The organism is Gelidibacter maritimus, from assembly GCF_014062315.1.
Taxonomy (GTDB): Bacteria; Bacteroidota; Bacteroidia; order Flavobacteriales; family Flavobacteriaceae; genus Gelidibacter; species Gelidibacter maritimus.
Window position 1 is genome coordinate 53,998 of record NZ_JACGLT010000018.1, and the last position, 24,662, is coordinate 78,659.

Here is a 24,662-nt window from a genome sequence, read left to right on the forward strand (position 1 = left end):
GATAAATAGCTCTGAAAACAAATACAGAAGATGATAAAAGATCATTATGATGCCATTGTCATTGGCACGGGAATTAGCGGCGGTTGGGCGGCCAAAGAGCTCTGTGAAAACGGCCTTAAAACCTTAGTTCTTGAAAGAGGCCGAATGGTAAAGCACGGCGATTATCCAACCATGCACGATGACCCATGGGATTTAAAATTACGCGGCGCCACGACCGTTGAAGAGAAGAAAAGACAGGAAAAACAATCCAGAACAGGGTATACTACTGCTGCAGAAAGCAAACACTGGTTTGTTGACGATATTAAGCACCCCTATAATGAAACTAAGCGTTTTGATTGGATGCGCGGTTACCACGTTGGTGGGCGATCGCTTACATGGGGACGTCAGAGTTACCGGTTAAGCGATTTGGATTTTACTGCCAATATCAAAGATGGCCATGGTGTGGATTGGCCCATACGCTATAAAGACCTTGAACCATGGTATGATTATGTCGAAAAACATGTAGGTATCAGTGGTGAGGCACTTGGACTCCCACATTTGCCGGATAGCATATTTTCACCACCAATGGAGCTTACTTGTGTTGAGGAGGAGTTCAAATCTAAATTGGCGAGTCACTATAATGATCGGCTGTTGACCATTGGAAGGGTTGCGCATCTTACTGGTGAGCACAATCATAAGGGCAGAAGCAATTGCCAATATAGAAATAGATGTATTAGAGGCTGTCCTTATGGAGCCTATTTCAGCAGTAACTCTTCAACATTACCTGCTGCCGAAGCCACTGGCAACATGACATTAAGACCGTATTCCATTGTCCATGAAATCATTTATGATGATACTTTAAAAAAAGCAACGGGTGTTAGGGTTATCGATGCCGAGACCAAAGAAACCTTTGTTTTTAATGCCGATATCATTTTTTGCTGCGCTTCTGCCATTCCTTCAGCATCTATATTAATGCAATCGAAATCAGAACGGTTTCCGAATGGATTGGGCAACGACTCGGGCGAGTTAGGACACAATATCATGGATCATCATTTAGGTGCAGGAGCCAACGCTCGGGTAGAAGGTTATGACGATAAGTATTATACTGGAAGACGCCCAAACGGGGTTTATATTCCGAGATTTAGAAATTTAGGAGATGAAGCCACAGAGCGGAAAGACTTTGTAAGAGGCTACGGCTATCAAGGCGGTGGCAGCAGAGGCGGAATTGCAGAGCACGTTGCAGAAATAGGCTACGGTGAAAAATTCAAGGAAGCTATTTTAAAGCCAGGCGAGTGGACTATGGGCATTATGGGCTTTGGAGAATGCTTGCCTTATCATGATAACAAAATGACTTTGGATTATGAAAAATTGGACGAGTGGGGCTTACCGACAGTTACCTTTGATGCCGAATGGAAAGAAAATGAGTTGGCCATGCGTGAGGATATCAAACAGCAAGCCGCGGAAATGCTAGAAAAAGCAGGCTTTAAAGATATCAAGACTTTTGATGTAAGGCATGCGCCTGGCATCGGCATTCACGAAATGGGAACGGCACGCATGGGAAGAGATTCAAAAACCTCCGTGCTTAATGCCCATAATCAAGTACACGGCGTGCCTAATGTTTATGTTACCGACGGCGCATGTATGACCTCAGCGGGCTGTCAAAATCCATCGTTGACTTATATGGCAATAACCGCGAGAGCTGCACATCACGCCATCGAGCAATTCAAATCAAACAAAACCACCTCATCATGAATAGAAGAGAAGCACTTAAAGGCTTAGGTTTATCATTAGGCTACGTTATTGCAACGCCTACCATATTAGGCATGTTACAAAGCTGTACGACATCCGCTGAAAAATGGACCCCTTTATTCCATTCAGAAAATCAGGCCCACGTATTGGAACGTTTAGTGGATTTGATTTTACCCAAAACGAAGGACGCTCCAGGTGCATTAGATGTGCATGTGCCTAAGTTTATTGATCTTTATATACACGAAACCTTAAGCGATGCCGATAAAGACCTCTACCAATTAGGTTTTGATGCGGTTATGTCAGAATTGGGTGTTTTAGACCAAGCGATTGATCCAGAACAGCCCATCACTTTAAAAGAAAAGGATTATGACGCTATATTATCTAAATACCTCAGAATATCCAAAGCGCAACGAATAACTTATATCGAAGCACAAGATTTGGTTTTTATGACCTTATCCAGACTCCGCGACCAATCGGTTTGGGCCTATAAAACAAGTCGAGAGATAGGTAAGAATGTCTTGGCGTATGATCCTGTTCCTGGGGTACAAAAAGGATGCATCTCTGTAGAAGAAGCCACCGGAGGCAAAGCATGGTCTTTATAAAGTCAAATTGGTTATACTGAGGTGAACTCATTCAAAATCTTCATAGTCGACAAGGTTTGACTTGGAGATCCAATCCACTCATGCAGAATGTATGTCTTTTAGTAACCCCTAGAAGCAAAAGATTATACCCAATTATAGCTTCTGATCAACTCAATCCCTATCCAATAGCCGAACCTGACCTATAGGTCTGTTGGAGCGCAGTCGCAAACTATGCATTGAAATAACTTAAGTTTCGACTGCTCTCAACCTGACAGTTATGAGGATGATAGCACTAAAGCACAGGACTATCTACTCACTATTGACGATCCTAATTCAACACACTATCAATTGGTTCCCAAGCCATATTAAATGCTTCGGCAACCTGTTGATAAACAATGGTACCGTTGGCTATATTAAGTCCCTTTTGTAACTCTTTATCCTCTTTGAGCGCTTGCTTCCACCCCTTATTGGCAATTTCAATGGCATAATTCAAGGTGGTATTGGTCAAACCTACAGTCGCAGTTTGAGGTACTGCCCCAGGCATATTGGTAACACAATAGTGGGTAACACCATCTACAACAAAAACAGGATCTTCATGAGTAGTTGGTCTTGACGTTTCAAAGCAGCCGCCTTGATCAATGGAAACGTCTACCATTACGGTACCTGGTCGCATCTCTTTGAGCATATCCCTGGTGATTAATTTTGGAGCTTCTGCTCCAGGTATTAAGGCTGCTCCAATAATTAAATCAACAACCGGAAGCATGGCTCTAATATTGGCCGGGTTTGAGAAGAGGGTGTTTATATTTTTTGGCAATACGTCATTCAAATAACTTAGTCTTGAGATCGTTGTATGCATAATGGTGGTATTTGCTCCCATTCCAGCCGCCACTTTTGCCGCATTAACGCCAACGTTTCCACCGCCCAGTACAAGTACTCTCGCAGGTTTTACACCGGTAATTCCACCCATTAACACACCACGTCCCCCTTTGGTTTTCTCCAAATATACCGCTCCTTTTTGAGCGGCCATTCTGCCCGCTACTTCACTCATAGGCACAAGCAGAGGTAAGTTTCCGTTTTCTTCTTCTACCGTTTCGTAAGCAATGGCCACACATTTAGAATCCAACACTGCCTTAGTTAAGGCTTCATTGGCTGCAAAATGGAAAAACGTAAAAACAATTTGACCTTCGCGCATCAGTGGGTATTCCTGAGGAATAGGTTCTTTTACTTTCATTATCATTTCTGCCCGCTTCCATAACTCGTTCACATTGTCCAAAATAGTAGCGCCAGCATCTATATAAAGTTGATCGACAAATCCACTTCCAACTCCTGCACCTTTCTGGATGAGGACTTCGTGACCATTCCGCTTCATTTCTAAAACGCCACTTGGTTGGATTGCAACACGATTTTCGTCTGCTTTAACTTCTTTTGGGATACCAATAATCATAATTTATAATTTAGTTTTAATCTTATTTAAATGCTTCAAATTTTTGAAATGAACAATTTAATAAAATTAGGCGAGAGTTAGTGCCGATGCCATCGAAACATTAAAAAACAAACTGCTGTTTTTAAAAAATCTCATTTGGTTAATGGTTCTGATCATTTGTTTGAATTTAAAGCTATTTCACTCCTATATACAACTTGCACTCTCTTTATTAATTATCTATCTTTCGATAAATTAGAGCATCAACAATAATCTGAAAAACCATCATATACATTCTACTACTGCGATTGCATTAGCAATAATAGCTCTGTTGATAAACCTTAAAGTATCACAATTCAATAAAAAACCATCAAACTTATAAATATGCACAAAAAAACCAGCCAAATTCTAATTGCTTTAACTGTTTTGGTTATTGTGAGCTGTAAATCGAAAACCGAAACTGAAAATTCCAATCTCTTAGTTGAAGAAAAAGTCACCGAAAATTGGGTATCGTTGTTTAACGGTCAAAATTTAGATGGATGGACACCTAAGATTAAAGGCTACGATTTCGGTGATAATATTCACGATACTTTTAGGGTGGAAGATGGCGTGATTAAAGTCTCTTATGAAGGATATAATGACAACTTCAATGAAAGGTATGGTCATCTTTTCTATAAAACACCCTTTTCCAATTACAGATTAAAAATGCAATACCGTTTTACTGGAGAGCAAATTAAAGGTGGCGCAGGATGGGCCACAAGAAATAGTGGTATAATGATTCACTCTGAAGACCCTAAAAACATGGCTAAGGACCAAAATTTCCCATTGAGCATCGAGGTTCAGATGTTAGGTGGAATTACCGAAGGTGAAAGCCGCTCAACAGCAAACTTATGCACCCCTGGCACCAATGTGGTCATGGATGGTGAATTGATTACCCAACATTGTGTCAATTCAAATTCTGACACTTATTATGGCGACCAATGGGTTGATCTGGAGGTTGAGGTGCACAGCGATTCTTTAATCATCCATAAAGTTAATGGCAAGGAAGTGCTGAGGTATTCAAAACCGCAATATGGCGGTGCCGATATGGATGATTATAGCCCAGCCTATAAAGATAAAATAGGTGAAACCATAAAGGGAGGCTATATTTCTTTGCAAAGCGAAAGCCATCCAACCGAATTTAGACATATTGAATTGTTGGAATTGTAGAAAATCAAAAACAAGAAATTGATGATTATTAGATGATTGACCCTAAATATTTAGTATTACGATTCTCCGATTAGATGCCGCTCCTACAGAGCTCTTACGACATGCTAAAAAATTAGCTATAAATATGTCGCTCCTCTGGAGCTAAAAGAATGCTTCAAATAATTTAATTATAAAATTGGTGATTATTAACGTATCCAGACGATGCTTAATTAGACCATTATCGACCGATGTGATGACGCTTCCATGGCGCTAAATGGACCACCAAACAATAAAGCTTAAGGTTTAACAACATAGATATAGCACATAAAATGGCCCTGTGAATAAACACTACCTATAAGTTCTAAAGCAAAAATGAAAACCCAGACTTTCATCTGGGTTTTTCAATGATCGTGGTTGGCCTCCAATCCATTCGGCAGTTTTGCGAATAGATCCTGAGTTTATTGTAATGTTGATTTAAAAAGTTAAATTTAAGGTTCTTTTGCCACTCGTTTCTGACGTCGGAATAATTAAATAGCCAGCATCAGAATCCTTGATTTTTTCAATTGAAAAATCTTTGATCTCTTCCTTATTTAATTTAGAAATATTCGGAATATAAATAACCGTTGGCGAATTATTGTTCATGCCTTCTTCTTCCCACGCCATCGTAAAGGTGTTGCTGTCAAAATCATTACGATAATTTAATAATTGACCATTGGTATAAGCTGGATAGGCCCGCACCAATACTTGATTGAAGTATTCCATGTCTTCAAGATCATTGGTATAAGACCAATAGGCATTGCCAAACAAATGCTCTTCAATTAAGCCAACGGAATGTACGGCCGTAGGAATGACCGTTTCGGAATTGTCGTAATACGCACCCCACTCGCCAAGCCAAACCGGCATTTTCAATTGTTCTCCTTTTTTATTGATTTGTTCAAAGATATAATCCACACGTTCATTAGCTGCTAAAGCTGCTGCCTTGGTATCCACTACCAAATCGTAACCATGGGCGGCATAAGCCACTAAAGGATCTGGACTGCCATCTGCCAACGACACGCGTTCAATACTACTGGCGACACCCGTATTCCCATAATAACTATGCTCTAAAAATATAATATGATTATTATCCACTTCTCGAATGGCATGACTCACTTTTTGATACATGTCCTGCAAGTGTTTCGATTCAAATTCCTTAACCAAATCAAAAAGCTGACTAATCACAAAATCATAATTCTCTTTTGTAGAGATGACATTCAAGGCTTCCATTCTGCTCTCTTCTTCAGACCACATGGCACCCAATTGTTCTTCTGTAAGCACTTCACCTGTCAGTTTGTAATGCAGTTGACCATAAGCCCCCAACAGGACCATGGTGGATTGCACTCCTGAAGAACCGGGGAACGGCTCATTCATAATGTCATAACCAATAACCGTTTTGTTGTTGGCGTAACGTTTTGCAATATGCTGCCATAAAGCGATATATCGGTCTTGGATGCCAACACCATCAGCGGCAGGTTTATTGCGCCAGAAGTTATCAAATGCGGTTTGTACCGCTTCGCTCAACAGGTAAGCATCGCTCCAAATAGCTCCAGTGGTATGCGGTTTGCCTTCATCCAATGTTGCCCATTCAGGGGCGCCATCACTGTATTTTACACTGAAAAGATCCTGGTGCATATCCAATACCACAAAAATATTGTTGTCTGCCGCCCATTGAATTCTTTGGTCTATTTCTTTGAGATAGTCTTCATTATAAACGCCTGGTTCAGGTTCCAAACCATCCCAAATGATGAGGAAGCGAATGGTATTTACGCCATGTTTTTTTAGGTTGGCATACAGTTCAGGGCCACTTTGAAAAATATAGCCCTCCTCTTTATTCTTGCTGCCTACATTCACACCATTTAAAATAACCTGTCTGCCAAGATCATCAACAAACCGATCACCTTCTACGGTAATTGTACTTGGCAAACTCGCATTAATATCTGTTTTTTCTTTATTATTATCACAGCTTAAAAACACTACCGCAATCAATAATAACACTATTCTTTTTTGAAATTTGATCATTATTTGACTCTTAATTATTTGATTAAAATTGCCCTTTTAAAAAAGGTGTTTGATTTTCTTTACAAAATTCATCGGAACATTATAAGGAGGATAACGCACAGGCGCTTCAAACCAATTGGCTTTCTTAATTATCGCTTTATGATGTGAAAAAATATCAAAGGATAATTTACCGTGGTAGGCTCCAATCCCACTTTGGCCTACACCTCCAAAGGGCAATCTTTTATTGGTGATTTGGATAACGGTATCGTTGATGGCACCACCTCCAAAGCTATAAGTATCAATGATTTTGTTTTGAAACTTTTTATTGTTGGAAAACACATAGGTTGCCAAGGGTTTGCCATAATTCTTTATATAATTATCAATATCCGCATCTGTCTTATAGGAGATAATAGGCAGAATGGGTCCGAAAATCTCGCCTGCCATGAGCTTGCTGTCCAATTGCGGTTCGTTGACCAAGGTTGGCGACAGGTAATTGTCGGCGTCATTGCTCTGACCTCCAAAAAGGATTTCTTCCCCCTCCAACATATCCTTTAATCCCTGATAATGTTTTTGGCTCACTGTTCTGGAAAAATCTGGTGAGGCTTCCATATTTTGGCCATAAGACTTAGTGATATGTTCTTTTAGTGCAGCAATCAATTTGTCCTTGACCTTTTCGTGCACCAAAATATAATCGGAAGCAATACAGGTTTGACCAGCATTTAGGAACTTGCCCCAAACAATACGTTTTGCTGCGAGAGCGATGGAGGCTGTGTCATCCACAATGCACGGATTTTTACCACCTAATTCTAAAGTCACTGGAGTTAAATGTTTGGCCGCACTCTCATATACTATTTTCCCCACTCGAGGACTTCCGGTAAAGAAGATATAATCCCATTTTTCAGCCAGGAGTTCTTGGGATACTTCTACCCCACCTTCTACAACGGTCACATGAGCCGGGTCAAAAACAGCTTTGATAATTTCTGAAATAATTGCCGCGGTATGAGGCGTCACTTCCGATGGTTTTATGACCACCGTATTCCCTGCAGCAACAGCACCAATTAGCGGTGCGATGGCCAACTGAAAAGGATAATTCCATGGGGCAATCACCAATACCGCACCATAGGGTTCCTTATAAATATAATCTGATGATGGCCAGTTCATCCAGCTCCCAGAAACCCGTTCTGGACTTGCCCAATGATCAATGTTTTTGAGGACATGTTTAATTTCAGCCAGTACAAATTGTGTTTCAGCCGCCAAGGTTTCAAACTTAGGCTTTTTGAAATCGGCATATAAGGCATCGCAAATGGCATCTTCTCTTTTAACAATCTCTCGTTGCAAACGCTTTAATGCATCTTTTCTAAATGCAACATCTTTTGACTGTTGCGATTTAAAAAACTCTCTATGTTGTTGTATTATCTGACTGGTCATTATACGTTCCATTTACTTAAATTTCTTAAAATTATGTTTCAAATTAAAGCTGCTCATTTAGCTGAATTCAATTAAAATCCCACCTATTGCCAAGAGAATTATAGAATAAAAATAGAATTCTCATTTTAAGAAAGTGGCTCCCGACATTCCCAAATAGTTGGGGCAATCGAAAACCACTTGACCTCAGGGGATTTAATTATTAAACCTCATAGTTTTAAAATCTCATGCTTAAGCTGATTAACACTACTGCGCTTCCAATGACAAATGGAACAATAAAGTCGGTTTGTCATAAACAGTAGGCTCTGTGTGAATACCAATAGCGATGTTCATGCTATTTGCGGTTATTTCTTTTAATATCACCAAGACTTCCATGTCCTTAAATCCAAGATATTCACCTAAAATCAGTCGTTTTTTGTTTGTGAAATTGACTGGACCTTCAGCGGCATCTACGGTAAAATCGCCTTCAAAAAGTTCCCAAGTGGCATCTGTTGCCGGTGTGTAAACTACATTGGCCAACGGCACACTCTGTGGATCATAAGAAACAGCAGTAATATTTTCAGCGTGCATAATGCTGGCATAGACCAATCCCATGAGACTTTGACCATCTTTGTTATCCACTTTGTATGTGCCATCGTGCACAAAGGTAAAGGTGTCTTCGTAAGAAGCTCCCAATCCTACGGCATCCAAAAGGTTATCGAACGCAGGAAGAAAAAGATTTAATTCATTAGCTACAGGTCCTGCACCCTCTTTTCCAGAAGTATATGCTTTTTTAAGTCGCCATGTTTTCCCTTCTGGTTTGGCTTGACCTCCAGTCAATAAAATTTCTAAGGACTCTTGAATGGTCACAGTTTTTGTTTCAGAAAATGTGCCATTAGGTCCTGTAACTGTCATTACTACCGTATATTCTCCTGCAGCTGCATAAGCGTATACCGGATCTTCTTCCGAACTGGTGGAACCATCACCAAAATCCCAAGAAATTGAGCTGGCGTTTTCTACCGTTCCATTAAAGGTTACTTGAGTACCTTCTACCAAAAACTGGAAATCGGCCAAAGGGCTATTGTTATCATCATCGGAGCTACACGTCAAAAACAGCATGGTGAGCATTAAGACGCTCAAAATTTTTATATTTTTCATATGGGTATATTTATTTTTTTAAATAGGATATGTTTTTTAAAATTTAATTTTTATCCCACCACACCGGGGTGTCAATTTTATTTGCGCCCTGTCTTGAAATGGCTTCCAAAACATTGTCATTATTAGAACTCAATTCAAAACTTGAATATAAAAATCGTTTTGGCAACACACCGTTAGTGGCGCCTTGGGCTAAATTGGGAGCTGTTCTATCGGCGATAATTGGATAGCCCGTTCGTCGGATATGCGACCATCCTTCAAAGTAATTTGGCACGAGTGCCACCCACATTTGAGTTCCGATTTGTAAAGCATCATTAGCACCCGATAATGAGGCCTCTGGACTATTCATAAAATCAGTAATTTCAGTGGCGTCAACCTCCCATTGATTCAATGAGGTTTCAATACCATTTCTATATAAGACATTGGCCTGTGCAGGATCATTATCATAAGCCAAAGCCGCTTCGGCTCTTAGCAACCAAATTTCCGATGCAGTCATTAAATAAAGCTTACTTTCTTTTGAAGAAAGCGCGAGCCCCATATCTGATCTTGCTGCAAAATTGGAGTTGCCAAAGGCGGTATCATCCAATCCGTTGGTCATTCCGTTATAGTCGCCATTGCCATCTTTACTCACATACACCGCTAATCGAGGATCGTCTGTACTTTGTAATTGATCAACAAGCAGGGTTGACATTTTGATGGATGGAAATCCGGTGCGCATGGTAAACCATCTGTTGCCATTACCTTCGGTTTCGATCATAAACGCGTTATGATCGTTGGTTTCCATTAAGGGCTCTGATAAACTTTGAGTGACAGTCTGTCGAGACAACGTATTATTGGCATCTCGCAATCGCATTCCCAGTCTGAGACGGACACTATTGGCAAACCGCACCCATTTGTTCAAATCGTTATTGAAGATAGGGTCAGAATTAGGGTAAGCCATAGCAGGATCCGCATTTTTTAAAATGGTAATACTTGAAGACAATCGATCAATCATATCCTCATAAATCAATTCCTGAGGATCATATTTAGGGTGAATAATCCCTTGTGTTTTTCCTTTTCCGCCCTCAAAATAAGGTATTTCTCCAAAAGCATCAGTAAGTTTGGCATAGCCCAATACGGCAATGACATCAGCTATGGCATGACGGACTTCATTTTTGGTCCCTTCCGTAGAGGTAATTGTTAGCACCTCTTCTATATGTCTGATAACGCCACCATACATTTCAGAGAACATGCTGTTGTAAAGCACATCAAAACCATCACCATATTGATCTGGAAGTCGCGCCGTACTTCCCGCCACAAAGTAATGTCCGTAATGCCCGGCAAATCGCGATACGGATTCATCGGTCGTACTTTGGAATAAACTTCTTACTGCTTTTGTAAATAAGGCAGCGTCATCAATGGATGTTACTGCGTTGGGATCATCCCTTAAATCGTCTAAATGATTCTGGCACGAAAAAGATATTGCCAACATAACCATTAGGACTAATATTTTTTTCATCGTCTTTTGTATATTTTTCATAATCATCAGGATTAAAAGTTGATTTTTAAATTAAGGCCATAACTTCTGGTAGATGGCAACGAAGAATGTTCCAATGCCGTACCTGTCGGACCACTGCTATAACCTGCTTCGGGATCAATATCGCCCGCGGCATTATAAAAATAGAATAAGTTTCTTCCGATAGCTGAGATGCTTCCCGATTGGATAAATGAGTTTTTGACCAACGAACTTGGAAAATCATAGGTTATTACCAACTCTTTAAACTTGACGTTACTGGCATCCAAGATTTGATTGGTTGCAACTTCATTGGTGAATATATCTGAATAGTGTGTTAACATGGCCGGTGCAGGCGTTTCGTTGACGAACCCGGTATTTTCATTGATTCCATCGACAATGATTCCGGTTTCCCTGCCTTCCAAACTTCGGGCGTCTGTTCCAAAGAACATTCTGTAAGCGCGTCCGTAGGAATAAAATTCACCGCCCTCTTGAATGGTAATCAATGTACTTATGGAGAAATTCTTATATCGAAATTTATTGGTAATACCACCATACCAATCTGGTGTGATGCTTCCCAACTTCACACGCTCACCCTTTTGGGCAAAACCATCGTTGGTAATCAATTTTCTACCAAAATTATCCCGTAAAAAATCATAGCCATAAATACTTCCAAACTCTTCGCCCGGCCTTGCTTCAACTGAAACTGCATTGAGCGAGTTTAAGGTGATACTTTCCAAACCATCATTTAACGATTCTACTTTAGAATTGCTCTTGGTGAAGTTAAATCCGAGATTCCATTCAAAATTATCAAATTCCAAAGGGACAGCGTTCAATTGAAATTCGTAACCTTTATTGGCAATAACACCAGCATTAATGACTGTAGATGCATAACCTGTAGAACCCGAAATAGGTACTGCCATAATCTGATCTTTGGTCTTGGTTTCATAATAGGTAAAATCCAATTGCAGACGGTTATTAAAAAATCCGAGCTCTGCGCCCACTTCCCACGACTCTGAGGTTTCAGGTCTTAAATCAAAAGAAGGCAAGCTTGACGGAATAGACCCTACGGTGTACGGCAAGGTGACGGTTTGATCTACATTATAAACGGCTTGCGTTCTGTACGGACTTGTATCATTACCGACTACGGCATATGACCCTCTTAACTTACCTTTATTAAAAGTGTTAGACTCTATACCTAACAACTTAGAAAACAATAAACTCATATTTTCAGAGTGGTACCAGTAGGAGTTATTTTCTTTAGGCAAGGCTGAGGAATTATCATTTCTTATGGTTGCATCAAAATAGAGGAAGCCTCTATAACTGAACTGTCCCAAACCATAAAAAGAATACACCCCCTTTTCCGAAGTGCCCTCCGAGCTATACGAGTTCTTATAGTTACTAATGCGATGTAAATTTGGCACCTTGGCATCATTTCCTGAGATATTTACATAACTACTGTACTCATTGCGGTAGCTCGACCCTAAGCTTAGGGTCATCCTAACATCCGAAAGGTTAGTATTATAGGTGGCAAGGACGTCCGAATTCCAAACGCGACTTTTGCCACTGTCGTGTCCGTAATTACCAAGACCATTACTTTGGAATTGCGATCCTCTGGCGGCGTAATTTATATAATCATAGAGTATATAGTCCATGCCCGTTTTTCCGGATACTTTAAAGTTGTGCGCAATATCCCAGTTTGCAGAAATCACCCCCTGGAAACGGTCTTTCTCGTCAATGTTTTTCACGTTATTCTGTGACCAATATGGGTTATTGAAGGTGTTATCCAAATTCCATTTAATCTCCTCGCCCTGGGCATTTACTGTATTATTTTTCACGTCACTTAGCCTGATATCCCTTGGCATCAAAGACAATTGCAAGGCGGTATTGGCACCATCTTCAGCCAAAGCTGGCCTGTTTTTGACTTTAGATGTCAAATAGGTCATCTTTCCATCAATGCTGAAATTATCGGTTAAATAGGATTTCCCTCTAATATTAAAGGTTTGCTTGGCCAAGGTATTGTCTGCGTTAATGCCTCGAGCGTTTTCGTCGGTGATTGATATTCTAAAAGACCCTTTATCTGATTGGCCTTCAAAAGCTACAGAATTGGAAGCAGAATATCCGTTTTGATAAAACTGTTCGTAAGGGTTACCGTGTGAAGCGTAGGTATCAGATTCTCCCAACCAGTTGGTATAAGTTTGTCCTTCCATTTTAGGTCCCCAGCTCCATGAAAAAGGATAATCTAAAACGGGTCTTCCGTCTGGTCCGATAGGTGCAAAATCGCCAAAGGCCCCCGCACCATATTCGTTCTGTAAATTGGGGGTTAAAGCGACTTCAGTAAATGTAAATGATGAATTCAGTGAAACACCAATTCCTTTCTTCTTACCGCCTGATTTGGTAGTCACCAAAATGACGCCATGCATCCCCAATGATCCGTAAGCAGCAGCTGCACCAGCACCTTTTAAAACACTTATAGACTCCACATCATCTGGATTTATATCCGATAGCGCATCACCGCGATCAACGCCGCCCCATTGTGATCCACCACCAGCATCACCAGAAATTGGAATTCCGTCAACAACTACCAACGGACGGTTGGAGCCATTAATAGTGGTCACACCTCTGAGTAAAATGCGACTTGATCCATCCACACCGGTATTAGCTTGGGTAATTTGGAGGCCTGAGACTTTTCCCGAAAGCGAGTTCATGACGTTGTTTTCTTTGGCAACATTGACTTCTTCAGCACTTACTTGCGAAACAGAATACCCGAGTGATTCTTTGTCTCTTTGGATATTTAAGGCAGTAACGACCACCTCATCCATTTCCTCGGCATCGGTTTCGAGCGAAACATTAATAGTACTTTGACCGCCTACCACAAGTTCGTGTGTTTTGTAACCCAGATAGGAAAACACTAAAACATCAGTGTCTGAAATATCATTAATAATATAATTACCGTCAAAATCGGTGGTTGTACCTTTAGCACTATCTTTCACTAAAATGGTAACACCAATAAGTGGCATATTGGTTTCTCTTTCCAGTACTTGACCAGAAACGGTTTTTTGTGCAAATGATGTGATTGTAAACCCCATCATCATTACGATTATTAGAAATTTGTTCATATAGTTTTGATTTGATTAGTTAGCATTCATTCTGTTAATTAGTCATTTCTAAAATATAATTGGCAACCGCCATTTTAGCCTCTTCAGACAAATAATCTTGAGGCGGCATTTCAGGATAATCGTCTCTAAGATTGAGTGGCTTGGTGATATAATTCACGATACCCTGCGGATTATCAACATAAATATCTTTGATTATTTGGGTGTCCACACCAATCAATGTGGTTCCTAAAGCATGACATCCAGCACAGACACCATAGTAGGTGATTTCACCCAATTCTTGATCGGTCACCGATCTTGGTGGCACTGGAGCGCCCAACATCATCGTTTTTATATCTTTTGTATCCTCTATTTGCGCAGGACCATAATCTCCTAAACCAAAGGTGCGATATCTGTTTTTATCTCTAATTGTACTTCCTGTTCCACCGCCATAGGCAAAAATATCTGGGCCTTTTGTTTGCATTTGGGTAAGCATTATGGCTTTAATTTCTCCCGTTGGGTCATTACCATTATCAAACATGATATTATCCAAAATAACGACCCGGTCCGGATTTCCTTCGGAGTTGGGATCATTCGCTTTTGGATCGCCGGTTGCTAAATCCACGATAGTGATTCCTGTATTTTTATTTCCTGTGATGATATTATTCTCCACAATCACATCGTCTGCGGCCATGATAAGAATTCCAGTTCCTGGTGGAATGCTGGCCACCGTAGATCCTGGTGCACCAAAATTTGGATGGTTATTATTTACCACAAAGTTGTTTCTGAAAATGATATCAAAAGCGGTTTTGATTGGCAGTCCTGGCGTAATAAATGCCAAAAGTCCTCCCGTATTATCATGGACGTAATTATTTTCTACCAGGCAATGTCTGGAGTTTTCAATTTCTATACCTGCAACACTATCAAACACTTCATTGTGAAGCACGTCAATATTATCGCACATCCCCACATAAATAGCAGCATCGGCAATAACACTCAACACATTATGTTCAATCAGTCCGTTTTTACCAAACTGAGGAAAGATGCCGTAAACACCGGTATCAATAATCCAGTTGTTACGGATGACAAAATTATTGCCAGCTTGGCCCATAATGCCGTTGCCCTTATAATTGATGATTTTGAAATTCTCAATTAAAATGCCATTTCCAGAATATAAAAAGGCATCGTTTATTTTATGTTGACCGTCCAAAGTTGGCCATTCTCCTTTTATGACAACCCCTTGCAAGCTAATGTCATCCTTGTCGATATACACGTTTTCTGAGTAGGTACCTGGAAAAACACGGATTAAATCGCCTGGGTTGGCAGCTTTTACGGCTTCTTGGATTGAGCCTCCTTTTTTAACTTCAATTATTTGTCCTGTGAATTCTTTACGTTGTGCAACTTGAGTGGTGTCACCCGAGTGGCCCACATTCCGGTATTGCAGAGTAGAGGGCATGGGTACCGTACTTTCACCAGAAGATGATAATAATGTTCTTCCTAAAAACACGCCAAGAGCGAGCAATAGAAGACCACCAATAATTTTAAACAAGGTTGATTTCATGATTTTATGGTATTAAGGTTTGTTGAAAAGTTAGGTTTAATCCAGAAGGTAATGCCTCGGGTATTTTTGGCATAAAGGATTCGTCGTTTAAGGTTTTAAGAAAGTCAACCAGACGGTCCAATTCATAATCTGACAATTGAGGTTCCCAAATATGCCAATGTATATAGAGTTTTTCATCTTCAGGTACGGCATGACCGCGTCCTTTGGTGTAAAACTCAACCGCTTCCCTTAAAGTTTCAAATTTTCCGGAGTGCATATAAGGCGCCGTAAGATCAATATTTCTAAGGGTGGGCACTTTAAAAGCACCTCGCATCGATTTATCACCAAAAGGGATTTCAGCTCCTGGATCTAATGGTAAACCGTCCGGTTCTGGCGTTCCTATGACCGCAAACTGTTGGTTGGTAAAAAGTGGTGGGGTGTGACATTCTGCACATCGGGCCACGAAGGAACGAAATACGTTCATACCTTCAATCTCTTTTTCGTTTAAAGCCTCGTGATAGCCATGGGCATATTGGTCGTATTTACTATTCAATGAAATCAAGGAGGTCTGAAAAGCCGAGAGGGCCTTGTAGATTTCATCTAATTCTATGTCGTCGTTTTTCCCTCTGTCTGGATAGGCCTCAGCGAATAGTTTTCTATAATTATCAATATTATTTAAAGTGCTTAGTAAATTTTCAGGGGTGTTGGCCATTTCCACTTCTGAAAACAAAGTAGTGGCCATTTGCTCTTCCAAACTGTTGGCACGGCCATCCCAGAAAAGACGGTTCAAATAGCCCACATTCCATAGTGTTGGTGCTGCCCGATCCAATTTCAAATTATCCTTTCCAATACTGGTTGGCAGTCCGTCACTAAACCCTTTACTAGGTTCATGACAGGTAGCGCAGGACATGGAGCCGTCTATGGACAAAATTGGGTCAAAAAACAAATACCGTCCTAAATCGATCTCTTGCGGTGAAAAGCCGTCCCGTCCTTCTGGCAGTCCTGTTTGAAGTCCGCCTACGCCCTGATTATTTGGAGAATCGTATTGTTGGTAGAGGTTTTTGGCCATACATTTGTTGTCTTCATTAAGCTTAAAACCAGGTGGACAATGACAATTCAATGTCGCTAAATCGGTATAAGACTCTGATTTGTTGGAAGCAAAAAAGAACAACAAAAGGCCACTTAATAAGAGACCAAGGATACTTAATTTAAGAAGTGTGCTTTTATTTTCCATTTACGATTTACTGTTGGGACATATAAAATTGAAGTAACTGGCAAAAACCTTTTCATATTTTTCAGTCAGCATAGATTCGACATCCTGTTTGACGGTAGAATTATGGACGGCAATCCCCTCAATCATGCCGACAATTTGACAACTAATAACCTCTGGATCCAATTCTTTCTTGACCTCTCCGTTTTGAATCCCTTCAAAAACTATTTCTTCCACCAACTTTGCATAGGCAATTGAAGTTTTTCTGAACTGCTTTCTGATTTCAGGAAAATTTTCACATTCCAACTGAAAGTGGAACAAACGTTGTATTGGATATTTAATACCATTCTTGCCCATGGATTCAACCATGGCAAACAGACTGACCCCTAACCCATATACTTTTTCAATGCGCTCTTTGAATGACAAGCCTTCAAATATGGATTTATCTATACTTAAAGTCCCAAAAAAATAACGCTCCAAAACTTTAAATAGAATACCCTCTTTATTATCAAAATGATGATAAATGCCTCCTTTTGACAAATTACTGGCTTCCATAATGTCTTTTATAGACACCGACTGATAACCTTTTTTGAGAAAAAGCCCGTAAGCTTTTCGCAAAATCAACTCCTTATTAGTGATCTTCTTTTCAACACCGTCCTGATCTATTATTCGATTCATAAAAATATTTTGAAATTGTTGCGTTATTCGAAAAAAACCGACGGGTCGGTTTGTAAATATATAAAAAAATTTATAACATCCTAAGAACTTACTAGATTGAACACCATCAAACGTGGTGAAATCATCGTCATGGTCATTTTGTCTTAACGACGCATCCCAATCCTCTAGTAATTGAAAATCCTAAGAAACCAAATGAATTTATTGTACTTTAAAAAGCAGGGTATTGGAAATATGTCTTTATTTGCAGCGTTTAGCATCAACCTTTAATTTTTTACTGCAGAATACACTATAACTTAAAATCAAATTAGGAATAGAATAAGAATTATTGGATTAGCACTATTGATTATTGGTGTTGTTTTGCATTGTTTTTTTTGACAATGACGGGTCCGTTTTTCGTACAGGTCTTTTAATTATTGGCGGTGCTGCATTGTTAATAACTGGATAGATCAAATCAAAAAAATAGATCAGAAATCAGAGTTTTAAATTTTTTCTGTATCCGAATTGAAAATATTGCGCGTTTCACATTTCGTAACTTAGATGTTGAAACACACGATGATTCAACGACACAACCGTCAGTAATCTTATATCCCTAATAATGGTAAAGTACATTCTTAATTTCGCTTGGCTCCTTTGCCTAATCGGTTTTCCAACCTACGGTCAAACATTCAAAATTGACACGGCACAGATCAATAAGTATTTAGATCAATATCACGACGAGAATCAATTTGATGGCATAGCTTTAATGGCCTACAAAGACTCAATAATCTATAAAAAAACGTATGGATATGCAAACAATGCATTGAAAATGCCTTTTAACTTAACTACCAAATTTCAGATTGCTTCCTTATCGAAACAGTTCACTGCATTTGGCATCTTAATATTAGAGCAGGAAAACAAGCTTAAAACAGAAGATTATGTTTATCAGCATCTACCAAATTTCCCTTTTAAAGCGATTAAAATCAAACATCTGATGAACCACACTTCAGGGCTTCCCAATTTTGTAGGCGCCATGTGGAAAGATCTTGACACCACCAAAGTCAATGGTAACAAAGAGATGTTATTAATGTTGGAATCTAAAAAATATCCCTTACAATGGCATCCAGGATCTAAGTGGGAATATAGTGATATCGGTTATTGTACGTTGGCAAGTGTGATTGAAAAAGTTAGTGGAAAGAATTTTAAAGCGTTCATGAATGAAAGTATTTTCAAACCGGCAGGAATGACCAATACTTCCGCCGAGTTATCAACAGATTATCGTAGCATTAATGATCAGGAATTGGCCATGGGCTATATTTATGATTCCATACATGATACAAAAACAATTGCCTATGCGGCACCTGAGAATAGTTTTATTTATTGGTTGGGAGGTTTTTATGGGGATGGCTCTGTGGTGAGCACCGTTGAAGACTTATTAAAATGGGACCAAGCTCTATCTCAAGGTGATATAATCCATCCGGAAAGCCTAAAAAAAGCCATGACACCGACCAAACTTAATAACGGTGAAATAGCCGATGCATGGGGCACCTCCTACGGATTGGGGTGGTTTTTATACAATTCAGAAAATTTCGGAAATGTCCAGTCGCATTCTGGAGGACATCCTGGTTATAGTAGTAGAATGACTCGGTGTCCTGATGTTGACCTTACCATTATCCTACTGTCAAACTTATCTATTCCTAAATTCTGGAATCTTAATCTTTTAAAGGAACTCGAGAAGCAACAATAACTACATGCATTACCAAAACTATGAGATTTGGTTGAGCAGAACCTCTCTATAAAGCCGTATTTATTCACCCCTTTTAAAACAAACCCTCAATAGTACCAGTCTTGTCAATGGTGATCTTCTCAGCCGCAGGCGTAGCCGGCAATCCGGGCATACGCAACATTTTACCTGCAATTGGAATAATGAATCCCGCACCTGTGGCTATTTCAAACTCCCTAATCTGAATGTCAAAGTGTTTAGGACGCCCCAATCGCTTTTGATCATCACTAAAACTTTTTTCTGTTTTAGCTGTACAAACAGGTAAATTTCCAAAGCCCATAGCTTCATATTTGCGTAATTGCGATTTTGCCAAATCACTCAAAATTACCTTCTTCCCACCGTAAACCGTTTGGCAAATCTTTTCCATTTTGGCATGAATACTGTCATTAAGATTGTAGGTTGGGTAAAATTGATCAGTACAGGAATTCGCAGACTGAATCACTTTTTCTGCCAAATCCAAACACCCTTTTCCCCCTTTTTCCCAACCATAACTCAAGGCTACTGGAATTCCCAATTTTTCACAATGCTCCTTGACAATTTGCATCTCCGCTTCTGTATCAGAACTGAAGGCGTTTATGGAAACGACAATAGGAATTCCAAAACTTTTTAGACCTTCAATATGTCCATCCAAATTAGGAAGCCCTTTCACAAGCGCTTCTACATCTTCTTGTGTAATCTCTTTTAAGGATTTTCCACCGTGATATTTCAAGGCTCTTATCGTCGCCACCAATACAATAGTTTTAGGAGAAATACCGGCCGCGCGACACTTAATATTCATAAATTTTTCCGCGCCTAAATCAGATCCGAATCCTGCTTCAGTGATGGTATAATCACTTAAGGACATCCCCATTTTTGTCGCTACAATCGAATTGGTGCCTTGAGCAATATTGGCAAAAGGTCCCCCGTGGATAATGGCCGGGCTTCCTTCCAAGGTTTGAACCAAATTAGGTTTTATGGCATCTTTAAGCAGCACCGCCATAGCGCCTTCTGCGTTCAAGTCTTTAGCAAAAATTGGCTTGCCTTCCCAAGTATCGCCCACATAGATATTACCACATCTTTCTTTAAGATCTTCCAAATCTGTTGCTAAACATAAGATGGCCATAACCTCGGAAGCCGCCGTAATATTAAAACCAGTTTCTCTTGGAACACCGCCTGCTTTTCCGCCAAGTGCCGCCACAATAGTTCTCAACCCACGATCGTTCATATCCATACACCGCTTCCAGGTGACCGTTCTATGATCTATACCCAGGCTTCTCGATTTGCTTTGAATATTGTTTTCAATTAGAGCAGAAAGAAGATTGTTTGCCTTTTCAATAGCGTGAAAATCTCCCGTAAAATGCAAGTTGATATCTACCATAGGAATAACCTGGCTCCAACCCCCACCAGCTGCACCGCCTTTGATGCCAAATACAGGACCCAAGCTCGGCTCTCTGATCACCGCCGCGGCTTTCTTATTTGAAATATTGAGGGCATCAACCAAGCCTATGGACGTGGTGGTTTTGCCCTCACCCGGAGGTGTAGGTGTGATTGCGGTCACTAATATCAGATTGTTGGATTTTACTTTTTCTTCATCAATTAAATCTAAAGGTATTTTAGCTTTGTCATTTCCATAATATTCCAATTTTTCTTCAGGAATATTCAATTTTGCAGCTATTTCTCTGATATGTTTTGGTGTAACACTTTGTGCAATCTGTATTTCGGTCATAAGTTCAATATTTATTTTGATGTGTGATAAAGGTAAAACTTCACTAAACAAAATAATATGACTATTATCATCCCGTTTTATAAGTTGCTGTTCGCACTGAGCCTATTATATTTTAAAGGCACTAACCAGGTAGACGTATCACAGAAATCCATATACCATTTCTAAGCAAAATGGGTATTGGTAGTACTTACCGAACAAAAGAAATTCACACACATATTGTTACTACCACATTATAAACACTAAAAGCCCTCTTGATTTTTAAGAAAACATAAAGGTTATATTGAACATATGTTTATTATATCTTAAATTGGCAGTATTATGAACATAATGTTCATTATACAATTGTTGTGGTGCATATAAAATGACATTGGAAATGATAATTAGACAAGAAACCAAAAATGACCATAAGGAAGTCTTTAGTGTAATTGAAAGTGCTTTTAAAGACGCTGAATTCGCTGACCACACTGAACAGTTTTTGGTCGAACGATTAAGAAAATCGGATGCTTTCATTCCTGAACTATCAATGGTAGCAGAAATTGACGGAAAAATAGTTGGACATATTCTATTGACGAAACTTAAAATCAAGAACGAGTCGACTGAATTCGATTCATTGGCGTTGGCACCTGTTTCTGTCTTACCTGAATTTCAAGGAAAAGGAATTGGCGGGAAACTAATACTTGAATCACACAAAAAGGCGAAAGAATTAGGGCATAAATCAATCGTTCTATTAGGACACGAAAAATACTATCCAAGATTCGGTTATGAACAAGCGGATAAATACGGAATAGAATTGCCATTTGAAGTACCGAAAGAGAATTGTATGGTAATTGAATTGGTTGAAAACGGACTGAAAGGAGTAAATGGAATGGTTGAATATCCAAAAGAGTTTAATGAATAAAAAATACGACACCACAACAAAGCATATAGCTTATGGCGGGGAAACGGCTGCCAGCAAGGCTTTCGCTTCGTAGTAAGCTTTGTTTTCGGTGGACAGGAAAGTGCTTCGAAACCGCCACAAAGCCATATGCAAAACGTTGTACACAATATTAACAAACAGAATGCAAAGAAAAATAATCACACTTTTACTCGTAGCAATGTTCACAAATTTTGGATATGCTCAATCGGAAAAAATTAATATTAAAACAGACCATTTGACAGAGGCAAATTATCTGAAAATGGATGATTTTTATTTAACTCATTATTTATATATCGACCTGTTTTTAAGGGAAAACCTCTTTCCAGAAGCAAGTCCCGAAGATATTTCTTCTATTTTAAATGCTCTTAAAAAATATGTTTCAGTAGAAAATAAATTAGACGTTGAAATTGAAAAGCCTGGAAAAAGAAATTACTTGATTCGATTTTCCATTTTAAAGAAAGATGATGGAACTGAACTTTTAATTGCTTTCACAAATTGGAAAATGATTCCTACACCAGATGGTATTTTCTAAATGGAAACAAAATGACTTACCGAAAAGATATGTCTGACCAAAATGATTACTCAACAATGAATAAATCTGACTTGGCTAATGCTTACTTATTCGATGAACTATCTGAAAACGATTCCGAGATAGAAAGCACAATAATGGAATATCTAAACCAAAGCGACATAAGTATTTCAGATAAAATTATGGCGAATTTAATTCTTTTAAAATATCAAATCTTTAAAAAAGAAAATGATAATGTGACCAAACAAACTGAACACTTGACTGAATTATTTGAACAAAATAAATCTGAACCAAATTTAAGAGGTTTGCAAGCAGCATTTAATGCGACAAAATTTCAAATAGAATTAAGTAAATAAATACTGTGTACAACAACGTATAAAATTAATTGCTTGGTACGAGCCTGCTTACGAAAATCCTCGCGGATTTTCTATTCGGTTTGTATTTGCTAAATTAGTTGCTTAAACACGCAACTAATCTTATACAAAACCGTTGTAAAACATTTATGCAGAAACTAAACGACATAAAAGAATTTTTCAAAGAATATCCTCTTTACAAGGAATTTCTATATATCGAGAATTATGTTAGAAATGAAAATGGAATCGTTGATCCGTTTGATTTCTATGGTTTATCGTTTGAATATTTTTGCGAAGAAGAGCAAACCAACAGGACTTTTGAAATAGATTTACCTGTTTCAGTTAAGGAGTATTATGGCAAACTTCCTGACGACAAAATCCCGAAAGACTTTTTTGATGAAAACAACTTCTTGAATTACAAAATTCATCTAATCGGTTTATGTAAATCTTGTCAAAAGAAACAAACGGATTTCCTTATTTCTGTTAAAAGCAATCAAGAATTTCCCAACAATAAAGATAAAATTATGTCAAAATCCTCAAAGGGGTTTAAACATATTGATATTGTTGAGGATAAAAAAATAGAAGTTTCTCTAACCAAAGTTGGTGTATTTCCTGAACAAAAAGTAGACATTGATAAATCCATTCAACAATATTTTGACAAAGAAACTAACAATTGGTATTTCAAAGGAGTTAAGCTTTACCAACAAGGTTTCGGAATTGGCTCATTGTCATATTTCAGAAGAATAGTTGAAAAGGAATTAATGAGCATTTTATCAAATGTAAGTGAATTGAATTCTTCTGACCCGAAATTGAAAAAACTTATTGAGGATTTTAATAAAAACTCAAAGATAAGTTCCTTGTATAAAAATTCGTTTTCTCTACTACCAAAATCATTGCAAATACTTGGAGATAATCCTTTTGACGTTTTGTACAGTTTAACTTCAGAAGGATTGCACAATCTGACAGAAAAGGAGTCTTTGAATAAAGCTGACAAAATTCATAAGCTTCTTGATTACGTAGTGAAAAAAATATATGAGGAAAAATCTGAATTACAAGATATTAGAGAGTTATTAAAGGATTTAAGAAAGTAAAAAAACGTTTTACAACAATGTGTATAAGCAATGGCTTGTCCTCGCCTACTTGGAAAATCCTGCGGATTTTCCAATGGCAAGTACCTGTTTGCAATTGTCCGTGACGAACCACGCCACTGCCCATACACGAAACGTTAGCAAACATATGAGAAACGCAATCGGATTGATGACATCAATAGTTTTAGTTTTTACAATTTCTTGTAATAAAGAACCGATTGAACCATTTGAATTATCAGTTGCGGATTACAATTATTCTCTTGCATACTCTGTCCTTTATAATCTTACGAATGAAAAATTGACCATTACTTATCGTGGCGATTTAGAAAATGAAAAGGATAGTGTTCTCTACTCTACGTTGGATTTACCGAAACGACAACTTAAAAAAATATCTGAAATTAATATTGATAGCTTAAAAACAAATTATAGGAACGACTGTATTGATGATGGCGATGTGAAGTCATTTACTATCAAAAAAGATTCCTTGTCTAAAACTGTTCATTTATCAAATTATTATCATCCCGAATTAAGTCCTCTAATTGAAATGATAAACGGAATTGTCCCAGAAAAATATCAGATGAATTATGACAAAGACGACTTGATTCAGGAAATGAAAAATTGCGAAAAATATAAAAACGCTGATTAAATAAATACGTTTGCTAACAATGTGTATAAGCAATGGCTTGTCCTCGCTTACTTGGAAAATCCTGCGGATTTTCCAATGGTAAGTACCTGTTTGCAATTGTCCGTGACGAACCACGCCACTGCTCATACACGAAACGTT

19 protein-coding genes are annotated in these 24,662 nt (G+C 38.8%); 9 read left to right on the forward strand and 10 right to left on the reverse strand.

All coding sequences use genetic code 11. The annotated features are described in order from the left end of the window. Positions 1 to 30: 30 nt before the first annotated feature. Complete coding sequence (locus H3Z82_RS16875; protein ID WP_182206676.1) at positions 31 to 1,731, forward strand: GMC oxidoreductase; 1,701 nt, start codon at positions 31 to 33, stop codon at positions 1,729 to 1,731. After that, on the forward strand, positions 1,728 to 2,330 hold the full coding sequence (locus H3Z82_RS16880; protein ID WP_182206677.1) for a gluconate 2-dehydrogenase subunit 3 family protein: 603 nt from the start codon (positions 1,728 to 1,730) through the stop codon (positions 2,328 to 2,330). Before H3Z82_RS16875 ends, H3Z82_RS16880 begins: the two co-directional genes overlap by 4 nt. Positions 2,331 to 2,637: 307 nt before the next feature. Here the strand turns inward: H3Z82_RS16880 and ald are convergent, their stop codons facing one another. Beyond that, positions 2,638 to 3,753 (reverse strand): alanine dehydrogenase, encoded by a 1,116-nt coding sequence (ald, locus tag H3Z82_RS16885; RefSeq protein WP_182206678.1) that lies wholly within the window; start codon positions 3,751 to 3,753, stop codon positions 2,638 to 2,640. A 360-nt stretch (positions 3,754 to 4,113) separates the two neighbouring features. Here ald and H3Z82_RS16890 point away from each other — a divergent pair, with 360 nt between their 5' ends. Further along, positions 4,114 to 4,938, forward strand: a complete 825-nt coding sequence (locus H3Z82_RS16890; RefSeq protein ID WP_182206679.1) for a 3-keto-disaccharide hydrolase — start codon at positions 4,114 to 4,116, stop codon at positions 4,936 to 4,938. 453 nt (positions 4,939 to 5,391) lie between these two features. Here H3Z82_RS16890 and H3Z82_RS16895 read toward each other — a convergent pair whose 3' ends face one another. The 8 genes from H3Z82_RS16895 to H3Z82_RS16930 form a co-directional block, all read right to left on the reverse strand. Beyond that, a complete protein-coding gene (locus H3Z82_RS16895; protein ID WP_182206680.1) occupies positions 5,392 to 6,975 on the reverse strand; it encodes a cellulase family glycosylhydrolase in 1,584 nt (527 codons plus the stop codon). A gap of 36 nt (positions 6,976 to 7,011) precedes the next feature. Next, entirely contained in the window at positions 7,012 to 8,394 is a 1,383-nt protein-coding gene (locus tag H3Z82_RS16900) for an aldehyde dehydrogenase (RefSeq protein ID WP_182206681.1), read from the reverse strand. Between the two features lie 231 nt (positions 8,395 to 8,625). Next, complete coding sequence (locus H3Z82_RS16905) at positions 8,626 to 9,516, reverse strand: PKD domain-containing protein (RefSeq protein WP_182206682.1); 891 nt, start codon at positions 9,514 to 9,516, stop codon at positions 8,626 to 8,628. A 43-nt stretch (positions 9,517 to 9,559) separates the two neighbouring features. Continuing rightward, positions 9,560 to 11,011 (reverse strand): SusD/RagB family nutrient-binding outer membrane lipoprotein, encoded by a 1,452-nt coding sequence (locus H3Z82_RS16910; protein WP_182206683.1) that lies wholly within the window; start codon positions 11,009 to 11,011, stop codon positions 9,560 to 9,562. Positions 11,012 to 11,043: 32 nt separating this feature from the next. Then, positions 11,044 to 14,124: a SusC/RagA family TonB-linked outer membrane protein gene (locus tag H3Z82_RS16915; protein WP_182206684.1), complete on the reverse strand. Its 3,081-nt coding sequence runs from the start codon at positions 14,122 to 14,124 to the stop codon at positions 11,044 to 11,046. Between the two features lie 34 nt (positions 14,125 to 14,158). Continuing rightward, positions 14,159 to 15,661 carry a parallel beta-helix domain-containing protein gene (locus H3Z82_RS16920; protein WP_182206685.1) on the reverse strand — a complete coding sequence of 501 codons (1,503 nt, stop codon included), beginning with the start codon at positions 15,659 to 15,661 and terminating at the stop codon, positions 14,159 to 14,161. Positions 15,662 to 15,665: 4 nt separating this feature from the next. Then, entirely contained in the window at positions 15,666 to 16,874 is a 1,209-nt protein-coding gene (locus H3Z82_RS16925) for a cytochrome-c peroxidase (RefSeq protein ID WP_182206686.1), read from the reverse strand. Continuing rightward, the gene (locus tag H3Z82_RS16930; protein WP_182206687.1) at positions 16,875 to 17,528 is read right to left on the reverse strand and encodes a TetR/AcrR family transcriptional regulator; all 654 of its coding nucleotides are present in this window, start codon (positions 17,526 to 17,528) and stop codon (positions 16,875 to 16,877) included. A 595-nt stretch (positions 17,529 to 18,123) separates the two neighbouring features. Between H3Z82_RS16930 and H3Z82_RS16935 the strand changes: the two genes are divergently transcribed. Continuing rightward, positions 18,124 to 19,251: a serine hydrolase domain-containing protein gene (locus H3Z82_RS16935; RefSeq protein WP_182206688.1), complete on the forward strand. Its 1,128-nt coding sequence runs from the start codon at positions 18,124 to 18,126 to the stop codon at positions 19,249 to 19,251. Between the two features lie 73 nt (positions 19,252 to 19,324). Here the strand turns inward: H3Z82_RS16935 and H3Z82_RS16940 are convergent, their stop codons facing one another. After that, a complete protein-coding gene (locus H3Z82_RS16940; protein WP_182206689.1) occupies positions 19,325 to 20,992 on the reverse strand; it encodes a formate--tetrahydrofolate ligase in 1,668 nt (555 codons plus the stop codon). A gap of 373 nt (positions 20,993 to 21,365) precedes the next feature. On the opposite strand from H3Z82_RS16940, the gene H3Z82_RS16945 reads away from it, so the two are divergent. The 5 genes from H3Z82_RS16945 (at position 21,366) to H3Z82_RS16965 (ending at position 24,524) form a co-directional block, all read left to right on the forward strand. Further along, the gene (locus H3Z82_RS16945; protein ID WP_182206690.1) at positions 21,366 to 21,890 is read left to right on the forward strand and encodes a GNAT family N-acetyltransferase; all 525 of its coding nucleotides are present in this window, start codon (positions 21,366 to 21,368) and stop codon (positions 21,888 to 21,890) included. 160 nt (positions 21,891 to 22,050) lie between these two features. Continuing rightward, on the forward strand, positions 22,051 to 22,440 hold the full coding sequence (locus tag H3Z82_RS16950; RefSeq protein ID WP_182206691.1) for a hypothetical protein: 390 nt from the start codon (positions 22,051 to 22,053) through the stop codon (positions 22,438 to 22,440). A gap of 11 nt (positions 22,441 to 22,451) precedes the next feature. Further along, complete coding sequence (locus H3Z82_RS16955; protein WP_182206692.1) at positions 22,452 to 22,793, forward strand: hypothetical protein; 342 nt, start codon at positions 22,452 to 22,454, stop codon at positions 22,791 to 22,793. A 146-nt stretch (positions 22,794 to 22,939) separates the two neighbouring features. Further along, positions 22,940 to 23,881: a hypothetical protein gene (locus tag H3Z82_RS16960; RefSeq protein WP_182206693.1), complete on the forward strand. Its 942-nt coding sequence runs from the start codon at positions 22,940 to 22,942 to the stop codon at positions 23,879 to 23,881. A gap of 145 nt (positions 23,882 to 24,026) precedes the next feature. Continuing rightward, positions 24,027 to 24,524: a hypothetical protein gene (locus tag H3Z82_RS16965; protein WP_182206139.1), complete on the forward strand. Its 498-nt coding sequence runs from the start codon at positions 24,027 to 24,029 to the stop codon at positions 24,522 to 24,524. The last annotated feature ends 138 nt before the right edge of the window (positions 24,525 to 24,662 follow it).

What these genes read in the sequence shown, in the direction of transcription:
- H3Z82_RS16875 (WP_182206676.1), top strand. Translation starts at nt 31, where the DNA reads ATGATAAAAGATCATTATGATGCCATTGTCATTGGCACGGGAATTAGC.
- H3Z82_RS16880 (WP_182206677.1), top strand. Translation starts at nt 1,728, where the DNA reads ATGAATAGAAGAGAAGCACTTAAAGGCTTAGGTTTATCATTAGGCTAC.
- ald (WP_182206678.1), bottom strand. Translation starts at nt 3,753, where the DNA reads ATGATTATTGGTATCCCAAAAGAAGTTAAAGCAGACGAAAATCGTGTT.
- H3Z82_RS16890 (WP_182206679.1), top strand. Translation starts at nt 4,114, where the DNA reads ATGCACAAAAAAACCAGCCAAATTCTAATTGCTTTAACTGTTTTGGTT.
- H3Z82_RS16895 (WP_182206680.1), bottom strand. Translation starts at nt 6,975, where the DNA reads ATGATCAAATTTCAAAAAAGAATAGTGTTATTATTGATTGCGGTAGTG.
- H3Z82_RS16900 (WP_182206681.1), bottom strand. Translation starts at nt 8,394, where the DNA reads ATGGAACGTATAATGACCAGTCAGATAATACAACAACATAGAGAGTTT.
- H3Z82_RS16905 (WP_182206682.1), bottom strand. Translation starts at nt 9,516, where the DNA reads ATGAAAAATATAAAAATTTTGAGCGTCTTAATGCTCACCATGCTGTTT.
- H3Z82_RS16910 (WP_182206683.1), bottom strand. Translation starts at nt 11,011, where the DNA reads ATGAAAAAAATATTAGTCCTAATGGTTATGTTGGCAATATCTTTTTCG.
- H3Z82_RS16915 (WP_182206684.1), bottom strand. Translation starts at nt 14,124, where the DNA reads ATGAACAAATTTCTAATAATCGTAATGATGATGGGGTTTACAATCACA.
- H3Z82_RS16920 (WP_182206685.1), bottom strand. Translation starts at nt 15,661, where the DNA reads ATGAAATCAACCTTGTTTAAAATTATTGGTGGTCTTCTATTGCTCGCT.
- H3Z82_RS16925 (WP_182206686.1), bottom strand. Translation starts at nt 16,874, where the DNA reads ATGGAAAATAAAAGCACACTTCTTAAATTAAGTATCCTTGGTCTCTTA.
- H3Z82_RS16930 (WP_182206687.1), bottom strand. Translation starts at nt 17,528, where the DNA reads ATGAATCGAATAATAGATCAGGACGGTGTTGAAAAGAAGATCACTAAT.
- H3Z82_RS16935 (WP_182206688.1), top strand. Translation starts at nt 18,124, where the DNA reads ATGGTAAAGTACATTCTTAATTTCGCTTGGCTCCTTTGCCTAATCGGT.
- H3Z82_RS16940 (WP_182206689.1), bottom strand. Translation starts at nt 20,992, where the DNA reads ATGACCGAAATACAGATTGCACAAAGTGTTACACCAAAACATATCAGA.
- H3Z82_RS16945 (WP_182206690.1), top strand. Translation starts at nt 21,366, where the DNA reads ATGATAATTAGACAAGAAACCAAAAATGACCATAAGGAAGTCTTTAGT.
- H3Z82_RS16950 (WP_182206691.1), top strand. Translation starts at nt 22,051, where the DNA reads ATGCAAAGAAAAATAATCACACTTTTACTCGTAGCAATGTTCACAAAT.
- H3Z82_RS16955 (WP_182206692.1), top strand. Translation starts at nt 22,452, where the DNA reads ATGACTTACCGAAAAGATATGTCTGACCAAAATGATTACTCAACAATG.
- H3Z82_RS16960 (WP_182206693.1), top strand. Translation starts at nt 22,940, where the DNA reads ATGCAGAAACTAAACGACATAAAAGAATTTTTCAAAGAATATCCTCTT.
- H3Z82_RS16965 (WP_182206139.1), top strand. Translation starts at nt 24,027, where the DNA reads ATGAGAAACGCAATCGGATTGATGACATCAATAGTTTTAGTTTTTACA.